Here is a 15,096-nt window from a genome sequence, read left to right on the forward strand (position 1 = left end):
TTGTAAAATAATAAAAGAACCTCAGAAGATTTTTCTTCTGAGGTTTTATAATTGTTTTTGGTTTTTATGCTTCTCTATCAACTCCAATATTTTCTTACCTCTAGCTTTACAACCTTTACTTTCATGAATTACTTTAGTACGAATTAGATGTTCTAACTCAGGATGAACCCAATCTTTTTGTAAACCAAATAAAAACAAAGTACTCATGGTGTAGGCTTTCACTGCTATTTTTTTGTCGGTAATTAACCAATCAAACCCAGTTTCTATAATTAAATCAATATCAGTTTCTGTTAACTGTTCTTTTATACCATTGGTTGTTTTTGAGGAAAAAGCAGTTGCTAAATGCTCACAAATTTTAGCACATGGTCTTACAGCACTGTCAAAATGTACTCTAGATATATTTTTTGTAAAAACATTTAAATAAGGAATAATATGTTCAATTCCACTATGTGTACAAATCCATTCCAGTACCCAAGCAGCTTTAATAGATAGTTTATTATCAACATCAAAAGTAATATCAACCAAATATTTCACTAATTCAGGTTGAGCTAACACAATATTTGCAGTATTATTTCTGTTTACTCTAGCAGGATTATCAACATTTTCTAACACAGAAATTAAAAAATCAACACTCATATTGGTATGGTTTATGTAAATTTGAAATGTAAAAGAAATTATAGCATGATAAATATAAAAAGGATATTTTCAACAGCACTTTTATTAGCAGCCTTTTTTACAACAGCTGCACAAGCACAAAAAATTAATCAGTTTGATGCAAATGGTAAGAGACATGGAGTATGGAAAAAGTATTACGATGATAATAAAAATAAAATAAGATACTCAGGTGAATTTAAAAATGGAAAAGAAGTAGGAACATTTAATTTTTACGAGCCTAACTCTTACGGAGTACCTTCTATGTCTAAAGAGTTTTTAGCAAAATCAGATAGTGCATTTGTACAGTTTTTTACACCAAAAGGAAAAGTAAAAACAAAAGGATGGATGATAGGAAGAAAGAGAGTAGGTAAGTGGACGTATTATTTTTCAGATGGAAAGCTTTTTTCTGAAGAAGAGTATGTTGACGGTAAATTAGATGGAGTTCTAAAAAACTACTATAGAAATGGTAAATTAACGGAAGAAAGTATTTATAAAAATGGTGAGAAAAATGGACTTTCTAAGATTTTTACTGAAGAAGGAGTGATGATTGAAGAAGTATATTATGTTGATGGAAAACTAGAAGGAGAAGGAAGATATTACGACTTAAAAGGAGATTTAAAAGAAAAAGGAATGTATAAAAACGGTAAAAGAGACGGTAAATGGCAATTTTACATGGATGGAGAAGTTGTTACCGATAAGAGAAAAAGAGCTGTACATTCAATACCTAAAAATTAATCTATAAGAGATAGAAAGGATAAAGTAACGCAGTGGAGAATAAGAGTTTTATTTTCTGACTGGTTAATTTCAAAAGATTCTAAGAGAAGGTAAGAAACTAAGACATATCACTGTCCATCAATTTTTACAATGAAGTCATCAATTATTTCCATAATAGAAAACGTTTATTATTTCGTAAATTTGCAGCTTCAAAAGTAAAAAATGAAAAGAGTAGTAGTAGGACTTTCAGGAGGTGTAGATAGTAGTGTAACTGCGTATTTACTAAAAGAACAGGGATACGAAGTTATTGGGTTGTTTATGAAGAACTGGCACGACGATTCAGTAACCATTTCTAATGAATGTCCGTGGTTAGAAGACAGCAACGACGCCATGATTGTTGCAGAAAAATTAGGAATTCCTTTTCAAACAGTTGATTTAAGCGAACAATACAAAGAACGTATCGTTGACTATATGTTTAACGAATATGAAAAAGGTCGTACACCTAATCCTGATGTATTATGTAATCGTGAAATTAAGTTTGATGTGTTTATGGACATCGCATTAAGTTTAGGAGCCGATTATGTAGTAACAGGACATTACTGTAGAAAAGCAGAAGAAATTATTGATGGAAAACCTGTATACAAGTTATTAGCAGGAAAAGACACTAATAAAGATCAATCATATTTTTTATGTCAATTATCACAAGAGCAACTGTCAAAGGCATTGTTTCCAATAGGAGAATTGACAAAACCAGAAGTTCGTGAAATAGCAAAAGAGGCAGATTTAATTACAGCTGATAAAAAAGACAGCCAAGGATTGTGTTTTATAGGAAAAGTAAGACTTCCAGACTTTTTACAACAAAAACTACAACCAAAAGAAGGAGATATTGTCCGAATTCCAGACGAGTTTGAACAGTACAATCGTTCAATTCCAGAATTTGAGAATAAAGAGGCAGAATTGGAATATTTTTCAACGAAGTTCTCTTATAATAAAGAAGATGGAAAAGTAGTAGGAAAGCATCAAGGAGCACATTATTTTACAAAAGGTCAGCGTAAAGGATTAGCTGTCGGCGGAACCAAAGAACCATTGTTTGTAATTGAAACCGATGTAGATACCAACATTATTTATACTGGAGAAGGAAAAAATCACCAAGGGTTGTATAGAAGTGTATTATTTGTATCAAATGAAGAATTGCACTGGGTACGTGAAGATTTAGCTTTACAAACTGGTGAATCTATGGAGGTAGAAGCACGTATTCGTTACCGACAACCATTAGAAAAAGCTACGTTATATAAAGTTAACAAAGGAATTTATGTAGAGTTTGAAAATCCACAATCAGCTATTCAAGAAGGGCAGTTTGTTGCTTGGTATAAAAACGAAGAACTGTTAGGTTCTGGTGTGATTTCGTAAAAAAGAAAAATAAAGCTATGAAAAAATTATTGTTATTATTTATTGTATTCATTAGTATTAATGGGTACTCACAAAAAGATTCTATTTCTAATTATTTAGATAGAAAGTTTAGAATAACTTCAAACAAAAACGATGCTAAATATATTGAAACTAGTGTAAAAAAGGGAGTTCTTTGGGAAAAGGTACTTTATTATAGAGATGGAAAAATTTTCAAGAAGGGGTTTTCAAAAAATAATAGAGGAAGCAGTTATGTAGGAAAATACCTTGAGTTCCACCGAAACGGAAAAATATCTAAAAGGGCTTTTTATGATGCTGAGGGAGAATTAGAAGGAAAAGTACTTACATTATTTGACAATGGTAATAGAAATTATACGGGTTTCCATAAAAAAGGAGTCCCATCAGGGTTATGGAAGTATTATCATTACAACGGTAATCTAGCAGCAAAATTTTATTACGATATAAATGGAGATATAGAAAGGTATATACTATTCAATGAAAAAGGAGAAGAACTTAAAGACGATACTTATACAAAGTTTATAAAACCTACTTTTAAAAAGGGAAAAGAAGAGTTTAGTTCAAAGATGAGCTATTTAATAGATAATGTAAGTTATGCTATTAACACCATTATCTATGTAAATTTTACTATTGATGTAGATGGAAGTATCAAAGACGTATGGGTGGTTAATAATATTCCAAATAAATTAAGGAACGAGATAATTGATTTTTTTGAATCTATAAAAGGGTGGAAGCCAGCGGTGGAAATGAATAGAAAAATACCATCTAAATATAGCATTGCGTTAAATTTTACGACAAGAGTAATAGATTAAAACTTATTAGATATAAGGGGAACTTTTTCAAACATAAAAACATAAACATACAACCTCGATTTTTTCGAGGTTTTTTTGTGCTTCCTAGCTAATGATTGTACATTTACGTTATGCAAAACAGAATAACCAAACTATTTAATATACAATATCCAATCGTTCAAGGTGGAATGATTTGGGTAAGTGGCTGGAAGTTAGCTTCTGCAGTGTCAAATGCAGGTGGATTAGGATTAATTGGAGCAGGATCTATGTATCCAGAAGTACTTCGTGAACACATTCAAAAATGTAAAAAAGCAACAGATAAACCTTTCGGGGTAAATGTGCCAATGTTGTACCCTGATATAGAAAAAATCATGGATATTATCGTTGAAGAAGGAGTAAAAATCGTGTTTACTTCCGCAGGTAATCCAAAAACATGGACCTCTTTTTTAAAGGAAAAAGGAATTACAGTAGTTCATGTGGTAAGTTCAGTAAGATTTGCCTTAAAAGCAGAAGCAGCTGGAGTAGATGCTGTAGTATGTGAAGGATTTGAAGCTGGAGGTCATAACGGACGTGAAGAAACTACTACGTTTACGTTAATTCCTATGGTAAAAGAACAAGTTAAAATTCCAGTAATTGCAGCAGGAGGAATAGGTTCAGGTAGAGGAATGTTAGCAGCAATGGTGTTGGGAGCAGACGGAGTACAAATTGGAAGCCGTTTTGCAGCTACTGTAGAATCTTCAGCACATGACAACTTCAAAAAAACAATTGTTGAAGTAAAAGATGGAGGTACACAACTAACGTTAAAGGAACTCGCACCTGTACGTTTAGTGAAAAACAAATTCTTTCAAGAAGTTCAAGAACTATATCAACAAAACCCAACGATAGAACAATTAAAAGAATTGTTAGGACGTGCACGTGCAAAGAGAGGTATGTTTGAAGGAAACTTGGACGATGGAGAACTAGAAATAGGTCAAGTAGCAGGGCTTATCCATGAAATTAAACCAGCAAAAGAAGTTTTAGAAGCAATTGTAGAAGAATACCAGCAAGTGAAAAAAGAGCAGTTGTTTTAATCGCAGGGCGATTGCCAAAAAAATAGAAACGTCATTCCGACGAGGTAGGAGGAGGAATCTTATAAAGATGAGTTATAAACATGCTTTTATTGTACAAACGAGTAAAAATTAAGGTAAAACAAAATAGTAATGCTTAAACAATTAATCAGTATTCTGTTTTTAATTATAGGTATTTACCAGCTATTTAAATTAGTTAACTTAATTGAAAGCAATAAGGAGTCCTTTAAGGTATTAATAGGTGATAATAAAAATAAGTTATCCTATCCAAAAGGTTTAGAGATGTTCTTCAAGTTATTTTTTAGATACTTTTTACTTTTTTTAATTAGCATGTTTATATTTAGTCAACTTGTTTAGCTTTCCTAAAGGAGACGAGAATTAGTAATTAGATTTTTTTAATGAGTACTTTACAAGGATAAATCTAATACTATTTTCAACACTTTTGAGAATTAACAAATTTCTCTTTAATAATTTGAGCAACAGGTTTATTCTCAATCTTACTTTCAAGCCACGAAAGGATGTCTAAATATAAAAAAGCTCTTTTTTCATAAGGATGATTCTCATAAACCTTAAGGCGACTGTGTACTTTTTTTAACTCCTTTTTTATTTGATGTGGAAACACATCTCCCAACGCTTTTATAGAAGAAATAAACTCTTTTTGAACCTCTTGTAAATTTTCCATTTTAAGTAAAAAACGATAGGTATCTTTAAACTGTCGCTCTAAATCATAATCTAAGCCACACTCGTAATGAGCAATTAAAGAAAGTACTCTGGCAAAGCACTGTAGATCGTTAGCCACTTGAATATTTTTAGGTTTAATTATTTTATTTAAATACAAAATACACTCTTTGTTTTTACCCATACCAAAGTACAAACAAGCAATTTTATAGTAAAAAACTACAATATGATGCGTATCTAAACGGTCTTTGTACTCATCTATTTTATCATTAATAATATCTACTAGGTATTCACCTTCAGAAAAGTTGCCTTCTAAGAAATGTAAGTGTAATTTATTAGCATAATAGTATAGAAAAGTTAAGATTTCAGTATTGCTATTTTGCGGAATACTTTTCTCTTCAATTTCCTCTTCAAAAACAGAAAGCTCTTCTTTAAACTTATCATAGTGCTTTATAAAAAATAAGCTCTCTAATAAGTAGTTCTTTCCTTTTAAATAAAAAACAGGATGCAAAGAAATATTCTTAGTATCATGTTTAAATAAATCTACCCATTTATTAGCATACTTATAACTCTGTAAAAAATCTTGAGTTAAAAAGCTATGCCACAAATGTGCTTTGTATAACCATAACTTTTCTCTAAAACCCAATTCTTCATATGTATATTCAGGAAGTTTAGAATAAAAGTAAGTATTTACTCGTTGCAGCTCTTCATCGTTTTTTACGTAGCCATTTTTAAGCAATGTTCCATACAGTTGTAGCGACAAGTTTGACAATTTACTGGCGATAACATTTTGCATGCTAAGCTCTTTTGCCTGAATAGTTAATTCGTCAGAACGCGTATCAATACTTCGGGTTATATACTGACTTTCAATAACTTTTTCAAGCTCAACAATTTCATAAGCAACATTCTTTTCTTCATTTTCAACCGCCATATTTTTTGCTTTGTCAAGCAGTTTTAAACTTTGCTTGTACAACCCTTTTTGATATAAAACTGTAGCAAAATCTAGCTGCTCACGTATTTGAATTCTAATGTTTTTATGAACAGGATTCATACGAAGACTAGTTAGTATTTGCTTGTATAAATGAGCTTTTAGGTTAGATAATTGTTGTTTACTCACCACACCGCTATCAATAATAGCCTTTTCGTTATAACTCTTTTGTTTTTCAAGTAATTTAAAAAGCGCAAAAAATTTAGCATCTACATTACCTCCTAAACGACCAACATATAAATTAAACTGACGTTTTTCTGACTTCGATAAAGACTTAATCAAAACAAACAAAGCGTCATTTTGTTGGTTGGAGAATGTAATTGGTTTACGCATAACTTTTTGTTTTTCAGTGTTTTATTTTTGTTTTTTGCCATTTTGATATCGTAACTAACCCATTAAAAAAGAGCTTGCTAGAAAAGCCAATATATACATTTGGTTTTTATTTTGATAATCATATTTAGATTTATGCAAAGCGATAAAATTCAAATTTTCGATACCACATTACGAGACGGAGAGCAAGTCCCAGGATGTAAATTAGATACCCAACAAAAGCTAGTTATTGCCGAAAGACTCGATTTTTTAGGAGTTGATGTAATTGAAGCAGGCTTCCCAGTATCAAGCCCAGGAGACTTTATTTCGGTACAAGAAATAGCTAAATTAGTTAAAAATGCTACGGTATGCGGATTAACAAGAGCCGTTAAAAAAGATATTGAAGTAGCAGCAGATGCTTTAAGATTAGCTAGCAAACCTAGAATTCATACGGGTATTGGTACTAGTGATTCACATATTCAGTATAAATTCAATGCTTCGAAAGAAGAAGTAATTAGGCGAGCAAAAGAAGCTGTCTCGTACGCAAAAAACTTTGTAGACGATGTAGAGTTTTATGCAGAAGATGCAGGTAGAACCGACAACGCTTTTTTAGCTAAAGTTTGTGAAGAAGTTATAAAATCAGGAGCAACAGTGTTGAATATTCCTGATACTACAGGATATTGTTTGCCTGAAGAATATGGAGCGAAAATCAAGTATTTAAAAGACAATGTAAAAGGCATTGAAAAAGTAATTATTTCATGTCATTGCCATAACGATTTAGGCTTAGCCACAGCAAATTCTATTGCAGGAGCTATTAATGGTGCGCGTCAAATAGAATGTACGGTCAACGGAATAGGAGAGCGTGCAGGAAATACGGCTTTAGAAGAAGTAGTAATGATTTTAAAACAGCATCCATATTTAAATCTTCAAACAGATATTAACACCAAATTACTATACGATACAAGTATGATGGTTCGTGAACGCATGGGAATGCCTGTACAACCTAACAAAGCCATTGTAGGAGCAAATGCCTTTGCCCATAGCTCAGGAATTCATCAAGATGGAGTTATCAAGAATCGTGAAACGTATGAAATTATAGATCCAGCAGATGTAGGAGTCACAGAAAGTGCTATCGTATTAACCGCAAGAAGCGGAAGAGCAGCCTTAGCATATCGCGCAAAAAAGATAGGATATGAGCTAACCAAAATTCAGTTAGATACAGCTTATAAAACGTTCTTACAGTTTGCTGATAGACAAAAAGAAGTAATCGACGAAGACATTCATCAGATTATGAAACAAGTAAATAAAATTTCAAAAATAGCCATAGCTTAATGGGAAAGACATTATTTGATAAAGTATGGGATGCGCATGTAGTGGATACTGTAAAAGACGGACCACAAATATTATACATAGACAAACACTTAATTCATGAAGTAACCAGTCCGCAAGCTTTTAACGAGTTAAAAGAGCGTAATATTCCAATTGCACGACCAGACAAAACAGTAGCAACAGCCGATCATAATACACCAACCGTAAATCAACATTTACCAATAAAAGATGAATTATCAAGGCAACAACTAGAGCAGTTAACACAAAATTGTAAAGAAAACGATATTACTCTATATGGTTTAGGACATCGATATAATGGAATTGTACACGTTATGGCTCCCGAATTAGGGATAACACAACCAGGAATGACTATGGTTTGTGGAGATAGTCATACATCAACGCACGGTGCTTTTGGTACTATTGCTTTTGGTATAGGAACAAGTCAAGTAGCACAAGTATTTGCAAGTCAATGCTTATTGTTAGAAAAACCTAAGAGCATGCGTGTAACTGTAAAAGGTAAACTTAAAAATGGAGTATTACCCAAAGATGTAATCTTATATATTATAGCGCAATTAGGAACAAATTCAGGTACAGGATATTTTTGTGAATATGCAGGAAATGTATTTGAAGAAATGTCTATGGAAGGTCGTATGACCGTGTGTAATATGAGTATCGAAATGGGAGCAAGAGGAGGTATGATTGCTCCTGATAAAACCACTTTTGAATATATTAAAGAACGTGAGTTTGCACCAAAAGGAGACGAGTTTGATAACAAAGTAGCTTATTGGAACACATTAAAGACTGATAAAAGTGCAAAATTTGATAAAGAATACACTTTTAAGGCAGAAGACATAGAACCAATGCTTACTTACGGAACCAACCCAGGAATGGGTATAAAAATTTCAGAAAACATTCCCAAATTTAATGATGCTTCCTTTGAAAAGTCGTTACAGTATATGAACTTTAAAAAGGGAACATCATTAATTAATACACCTGTTAATTATGTATTTATAGGAAGTTGTACAAACTCTAGGATAGAAGATTTTAGAGTAGCAGCAAACTATATAAAAGGAAAGCAAAAAGCAGTGAATGTAAATGCGTGGTTAGTACCAGGATCACAACAAGTAGCAAAACAAATAAAACGAGAAGGTTTACAAGAAGTTTTTGAAGCAGCAGGATTTCAGTTACGACAACCAGGTTGCTCAGCATGTTTAGCAATGAATGACGATAAAATACCAGAAGGAGAATACTGTGTATCAACTTCAAATAGAAACTTTGAAGGACGTCAAGGACAAGGAGCAAGAACCATTTTAGCAAGTCCGTTAATGGCTGCTGCAACAGCAGTAGAAGGAAAAATAACTGACTTTACAAAACAATTAAACTAATGGAGAAATTTGTTAAACTAATAGATACGGCCATACCATTACCGACGGAGAACATAGATACCGATCAAATTATACCCGCACGATTTTTAAAATCAACCAATAAAGAAGGATTTGGAAACAATGTGTTTAGAGATTGGCGCTACAATAAAAATGGTAGTTTAAATGAAGACTTTGTTTTAAACAATACAAATTATACAGGAAGCATTTTAATAGCAGGAGATAATTTCGGATGTGGCTCAAGTAGGGAACATGCTGCATGGGCATTAGCAGGCTACGGATTTAAAGTAGTTATCAGTAGTTTTTTTGCAGATATTTTTAAAGGAAATGCGCTTAATAACGGAATATTACCAGTACAAGTACCCAAAGAATATTTAGCAAAACTATTAAAAAAAGTAACTGAATTACCAGACACAACTATTATAGTTGATTTAGAAAATCAAAAACTAAAAACCCCCATAGGTAATGTAGATTTTGAAATAAACCCGTACAAAAAACTATGTATGATAAATGGTTATGACGATATAGATTTTTTAATCAGTAAAAAAGATACAATAACAGCTTTTGAAGCAACAATGATATAAAAAGTAAAAAGATGAAGTACAATATAGCGGTAATACCAGGAGATGGAATAGGACCAGAAGTAACAGAGCAAGCAAAAAAAGTGCTTAGAGCTGTTGGTAATGTGTTTGATCACACATTCTTATTTAAAGAAACATTAATGGGAGCCTGTGCTATTGATAAAACAGGAAATCCATTGCCTGATGAAACCATTGAGTTGTGTAAAAAGAGTGATGCTATTTTATTTGGAGCCATTGGAGATCCAAAATATGATAATGATCCTACAGCAAAAGTACGTCCAGAGCAAGGATTACTACGTTTAAGAAAAGAGTTAGGACTATTTTGTAATATTCGCCCTGTAAAAGCGTATGACACGTTAATTCATAAGTCACCTTTAAAGAAAGATAGAATTGAAGGAACAGATATTGTTATTTATAGAGAACTAACAGGAGGAATCTATTTTGGTATTAAAGAACTGAGTGATGATGGAAAGCATGCTTTTGATGGTTGTTCTTATACTGTAGAAGAAATAGAGCGAATGGCACATTTAGCTTTTCAAGCAGCTCAAAAAAGACGTAAAAAACTAACGTTGGTAGATAAAGCCAATGTATTAGAAACCTCAAGGCTGTGGCGTAAAACTGTTGGAGATTTAGCAACTCAATATCCTGACGTTGAAGTAGACTATTTATTTGTTGATAATGCAGCGATGAAGTTAATTTTAAACCCAAAAGATTTTGATGTTATTTTAACCGAAAACCTTTTTGGAGACATTCTTTCTGATGAAGCAAGTGTTATAGGAGGTTCTATAGGTTTGTTAGCTTCCGCTTCAGTAGGAAAAGAAAATGCGTTATTTGAACCTATTCACGGATCTTTTCCACAAGCAAAAGGAAAAGACATCGCTAACCCATTGGCATCTATACTATCATCTGCGTTATTGTTAAGACATTTAGAATTACATACAGAGGCAGATACAGTAGAGAGTGCTGTTCAAAAATCATTAGAACTGGGTATTACTACAGAAGATATTAATTCAGAAAACCCATTTTCAACTTCTAAAGTAGGAGATTTTATAGCAGACTATATCTATAATCAAGAAGATAGTGATATGAATTTCCAAAACATACATATGGGGCAAAGCACCATTATATAGGTAGTAAAAACTATAAATAATTATGTAAACTTCCTTTAACCACCATGGTTAAAGGAAGTTCTGTTTATAAGTGTTTGGTAGTCTGTTTGTTAGTTGTTTAAAATTATTATGTATTGTTTAATATTTAATATTTTATGATTTTTCTGTTTAAATATTCTTTTTTTTAACGTTTTTTTTAGTTTTGTTTTAAAAACATGAATCTAAAGTGTAGATTTACAGCGAATTAAAAAACCCTTCATATTATGAGAAAAGCAAAGTTAGCCCTAATTATGGGCTTGTCTGCAGGTGTATTCTTCACCTCATGTTCAAGTGAAAACGAACAAATTAAAAACCCTGAAGCTATAGAGCAATCTGGCGACAACCCAGGACTTAAACCAATACCTCAAGAGGTAGTTGATGCAGTAGCCAAATTAGAGCTAAATGTAGATCATATTCGTTATGACAATTTTTACTTCCCTGATGGAACTTCAGAAGTACGTTTATTTTTAGAGGAAGATGTAGTAATGACAGAAGATCAGTTGTTTGCTATGGCTAAAGCTAAAGATCAATCTGCTCGTCAATACTCTACCAACAATTTGGTATCTCAGGGTAGAAATATTTCTATCGTAGGATACACAGGTGGTGGTGGATATGGTCTTTCTAGTAAAGAGCAAACAGCATTACAATGGGCGGTAGACAATTACAACCGTTTAAGTGGTGTATCTATTAGCTTTACATTAAGTTTTGGAACCAACTACAGTAACAAAGATATGGTAGTATACCATAACCCAACTCAATCTGGAGCAGGTGGTAGTGCAGGTTTCCCAAGCAATGGTTTACCTTACAAGTTTGTACAAATATATGGTTTGAACAACTACGATACGAATGTTGTTGAGCATGTAATTACACATGAAATTGGACACTCAGTTGGATTTAGACATACAGATTGGTTTAGCCGTCAAAGTTGTGGACAAAATACCAATGAAGGTACTGCAGGTGTTGGAGCTAACCATGTATCTGGTACACCAACAGGATACGATTCAACTTCAGTTATGTTAGCGTGCTTTAGCTCTAACGAAGACGGAGAGTTTAATGGTAACGACATTACAGCATTACAAAACATGTACTAAGAAATAACTAACCTTAATACATAGTGTAAACCACCGATTTTTAATCGGTGGTTTTTTTATTGCTAATATTCCTTAGTTTATTATTTATTTTCCTGAGCTTATAAAAAAATATTTTTAAAAACGTGAGTCCAAAATACTTTTGAGGCATCTAATAATAAAAACATACCATGATGAACACAAAAAGAGAACTTATTTTTTTAAGAACATTTGCAGTAAGTATAACAGCATTAATAGGAGTTTTAACTACTGTAGCCTTTAAAAATAAAGAGAATACACAATTTGATACTATTGATGTAAAAAGAATTAATATCATAGAAAATGATGGAACAGTAAAAATGTTAATTACAAATGCAGCAAACTTTCCTAGTAAAGGCGATAAGATTAATGGAAGAGTTTATCACGAAAGAAAAAAGAGAGCAGGAATGCTTTTTTATAATGAAGAAGGTATAGAGTGTGGCGGATTTATTTATGATGGTAAAAAAACTGAAAAAGGACATAGTTCGGGATTATCATTAACGTTTGATCAGTATGATGGAGACCAAGTAATGCAGCTCATAACTACTGATGCAAAGAGAGATGGAAAAAGATACAAAGCAGGTAGGTTAGTTTTTAATGATAGAGGAGATAATGAAACCCAAGAAATGACTCAAAAAATAAGTAAAGAATTAAGAGCTATTAATAATCCTGCTGAGAGAAGAGCGAAGTTTAAAGAGTATCAACAAAAAGGAATGATAGGTGGAGTGCCAAGAGTAGCTTTAGGGCAAACACCAGGAAAACAAAATGGATTATTTTTATACGATTCTAACGGAAAAACAAGAGCTAAGTTTATTATAGATGAGGATAATAAAATAAAATTAGAAGCCTATGATGAGAAAGGAAATACAGTAAGTACTTGGCCAGGAGTTAAATAGAAATACTAGAGTTTGCGGTGAGATTCAATCAAAAGTTTCATCGCAAATTTGATATATTTGTGAGTACTGATATGAAAACAAACACATCCTTTTTTAGAGAAAATGCTACATTTTTAATCTTTCTCTTTACCTTTTGCTTAATATTTATTTTAAAAAATCAATTTGGGAATTCAGATTCTTGGAAAGATTTTATCTTTTATCCTGATGCTCCCTTTTGGTATTTTTTTAAAGCAGTTTTTATTTTTTGGTGGGTTAGTTTTATCAAAAAGAGTATTAATAAAAGCTCAAAAAAACAAACTTCATTAAGTAGAAGATATGTGCATTTTTTTGGAATAGGTTTGTTAACATATTTAGTGATAGGAAATAGTTTCGGATTAATTGTTGCGTTCATTTTTGATACCTATTCCAGAAACTTTGGTTCTGTTTATCATGTAATATATGTCAATATAAATTCTGTAATTGACTTTATTATTTTTGGAGGATTTTCATTAGCCTACTTGTATTATAAAGAAAATGTTGCTTATCAAAAACAGGTAGCTGCCTATGAAATAAGTAAAGCTAAAAATGAAATAACACAATTAAAAACACAATTAAACCCTCACTTTTTGTTTAATAATCTAAATATTTTAGATCAACTTATTGAAGAAGATACTCAAAGAGCTTCTTTATTTTTAAATCGTTTTGCAGAATTATATAGATATAGCTTACATAGTGCAGATAAACAACTGGTTACATTAAAAGAAGAGTTGTTTTTTACAGAGGGATACTTTAAGCTAATGGAAGAAAAGTATGAAGGTTATTATAAACTAAATATAGCACCAACTTTATACACAAAAAACATTGTAGTACCCCCATTTTGTTTACAAGTTCTTATAGAAAATGCAATCACTCACAATAAAGGAACCTCCGAATCACCTGTAGATATTACTATAACAGAGGATGAAGGAATTAAGGTAACAAATAATAAAGCACTATACACTACAAGAAGAAAAGGTAATGGAATGGCGTTGATTAACTTATCAAAACAATTTGAGTTACTTGCTGAAAATACTATTAAAATACGTGAAACTAAAAAGGAGTTTGAAGTCGTTTTACCATTAATACCATCTCATAAATCTGTATAAAAATGATAAAAGCACTTATTGTTGAAGACGAATTACCAGCTAGAAAAAAGCTAAAAAAATATATAGAAAGTTATCATGAACCTATCACTGTGGTAGATGAGTTTGAAACGGTAGAAGAGGTGCTTCAGTTTTTTGAATCAACTTCTGATATTGACTTAATTTTTTCTGATATAGAATTACGAGACGGCAATGTTTTTGATGCTTATAATAAGCTACAAATTCAAGTACCAATTATTTTTATAACAGCATACAATCAATTTTGGATGCATGCTTTTGAAACCAGTGGTATAGAGTATTTATTAAAACCTTATTCGTTTGAACGTTTTGAAAAAGCAGTAAATAAGTATTCAAACTTAAAGAGTTCAATGAAGGATGAAAGTAACCATAATGTTTTGCAAAAATTAGATGCTTATCTAGCAAATCAAACAACTCAAACACCTAAAAGCTATCAAGATTTTATTGCTGTTAAATCTTCTCAGTATACCTACTTCTTAAAGATGGAAGAGGTAATGTATTTTCAAGCAGATTATGGAATTGTAACAGCATACGATATAAATAATAAAAAACATGTATTAAATCAATCTTCTTTAAAAGCATTAGAAGAAATAATAAACCCTAGCGTGTTTTTTAAAATTAATAGAGGCGAACTACTTAATAGAAACTATATAGAAAAGATAAGTAGGTATAATAAAAATGTAGTAGCCATCAATCTAAAAAACAGCAAAACAGTTTTAAAAACCAGTCAAAATAAAACAGCAGAGTTTACGAAGTGGTTAGGATTATAAAATAGGCGATTACCGTCATTCCGAAAGATAATGAGGAATCTCTCTCAAACGAAAAAAATTATTTGGCTTGTTGTTCATAATAAAAACAAAGCAGCTTAGATAAACACCCAAACTGCTTT

General features: G+C 31.8%; 14 protein-coding genes. 12 read left to right on the forward strand and 2 right to left on the reverse strand.

All coding sequences use genetic code 11. The features are described from left to right. Positions 1–45: 45 nt before the first annotated feature. A complete protein-coding gene (locus tag C8N27_RS10095; protein ID WP_121147247.1) occupies positions 46–636 on the reverse strand; it encodes an adenylosuccinate lyase in 591 nt (196 codons plus the stop codon). A 45-nt stretch (positions 637–681) separates the two neighbouring features. Here C8N27_RS10095 and C8N27_RS10100 point away from each other — a divergent pair, with 45 nt between their 5' ends. From C8N27_RS10100 to C8N27_RS10115, 4 genes are all read left to right on the forward strand, one after another. Continuing rightward, positions 682–1,389: a toxin-antitoxin system YwqK family antitoxin gene (locus tag C8N27_RS10100; RefSeq protein ID WP_121147248.1), complete on the forward strand. Its 708-nt coding sequence runs from the start codon at positions 682–684 to the stop codon at positions 1,387–1,389. A gap of 201 nt (positions 1,390–1,590) precedes the next feature. Next, positions 1,591–2,778, forward strand: coding sequence for a tRNA 2-thiouridine(34) synthase MnmA (gene mnmA, locus C8N27_RS10105; protein ID WP_121147249.1), 1,188 nt, complete (start codon positions 1,591–1,593; stop codon positions 2,776–2,778). A 17-nt stretch (positions 2,779–2,795) separates the two neighbouring features. Beyond that, on the forward strand, positions 2,796–3,605 hold the full coding sequence (locus C8N27_RS10110; protein ID WP_099216204.1) for a toxin-antitoxin system YwqK family antitoxin: 810 nt from the start codon (positions 2,796–2,798) through the stop codon (positions 3,603–3,605). 110 nt (positions 3,606–3,715) lie between these two features. Further along, entirely contained in the window at positions 3,716–4,654 is a 939-nt protein-coding gene (locus tag C8N27_RS10115) for an NAD(P)H-dependent flavin oxidoreductase (RefSeq protein ID WP_121147250.1), read from the forward strand. 430 nt (positions 4,655–5,084) lie between these two features. On the opposite strand, the gene C8N27_RS10120 is transcribed toward C8N27_RS10115, so the two are convergent. Continuing rightward, positions 5,085–6,650: a hypothetical protein gene (locus C8N27_RS10120; RefSeq protein ID WP_121147251.1), complete on the reverse strand. Its 1,566-nt coding sequence runs from the start codon at positions 6,648–6,650 to the stop codon at positions 5,085–5,087. Between the two features lie 132 nt (positions 6,651–6,782). On the opposite strand from C8N27_RS10120, the gene C8N27_RS10125 reads away from it, so the two are divergent. From C8N27_RS10125 to C8N27_RS10160, 8 genes are all read left to right on the forward strand, one after another. Further along, complete coding sequence (locus tag C8N27_RS10125) at positions 6,783–7,958, forward strand: 2-isopropylmalate synthase (protein ID WP_121147252.1); 1,176 nt, start codon at positions 6,783–6,785, stop codon at positions 7,956–7,958. Beyond that, entirely contained in the window at positions 7,958–9,340 is a 1,383-nt protein-coding gene (gene leuC / locus C8N27_RS10130) for a 3-isopropylmalate dehydratase large subunit (protein ID WP_121147253.1), read from the forward strand. Before C8N27_RS10125 ends, leuC begins: the two co-directional genes overlap by 1 nt. Beyond that, positions 9,340–9,921 carry a 3-isopropylmalate dehydratase small subunit gene (leuD, locus tag C8N27_RS10135; protein ID WP_121147254.1) on the forward strand — a complete coding sequence of 194 codons (582 nt, stop codon included), beginning with the start codon at positions 9,340–9,342 and terminating at the stop codon, positions 9,919–9,921. Before leuC ends, leuD begins: the two co-directional genes overlap by 1 nt. An 11-nt stretch (positions 9,922–9,932) precedes the next feature. Continuing rightward, positions 9,933–11,048 carry a 3-isopropylmalate dehydrogenase gene (gene leuB / locus C8N27_RS10140; RefSeq protein WP_121147255.1) on the forward strand — a complete coding sequence of 372 codons (1,116 nt, stop codon included), beginning with the start codon at positions 9,933–9,935 and terminating at the stop codon, positions 11,046–11,048. Positions 11,049–11,290: 242 nt separating this feature from the next. Further along, positions 11,291–12,157 (forward strand): M57 family metalloprotease, encoded by an 867-nt coding sequence (locus C8N27_RS10145; RefSeq protein ID WP_099216196.1) that lies wholly within the window; start codon positions 11,291–11,293, stop codon positions 12,155–12,157. A gap of 167 nt (positions 12,158–12,324) precedes the next feature. Beyond that, entirely contained in the window at positions 12,325–13,068 is a 744-nt protein-coding gene (locus C8N27_RS10150; protein WP_121147256.1) for a hypothetical protein, read from the forward strand. Between the two features lie 71 nt (positions 13,069–13,139). Next, the gene (locus C8N27_RS10155) at positions 13,140–14,192 is read left to right on the forward strand and encodes a sensor histidine kinase (protein WP_121147257.1); all 1,053 of its coding nucleotides are present in this window, start codon (positions 13,140–13,142) and stop codon (positions 14,190–14,192) included. A gap of 2 nt (positions 14,193–14,194) precedes the next feature. After that, positions 14,195–14,977, forward strand: a complete 783-nt coding sequence (locus tag C8N27_RS10160; RefSeq protein WP_121147258.1) for a LytR/AlgR family response regulator transcription factor — start codon at positions 14,195–14,197, stop codon at positions 14,975–14,977. The last annotated feature ends 119 nt before the right edge of the window (positions 14,978–15,096 follow it).

Origin of the sequence: Tenacibaculum discolor (genome assembly GCF_003664185.1) — a bacterium.
Taxonomy (GTDB): domain Bacteria; phylum Bacteroidota; class Bacteroidia; order Flavobacteriales; family Flavobacteriaceae; genus Polaribacter; species Polaribacter discolor.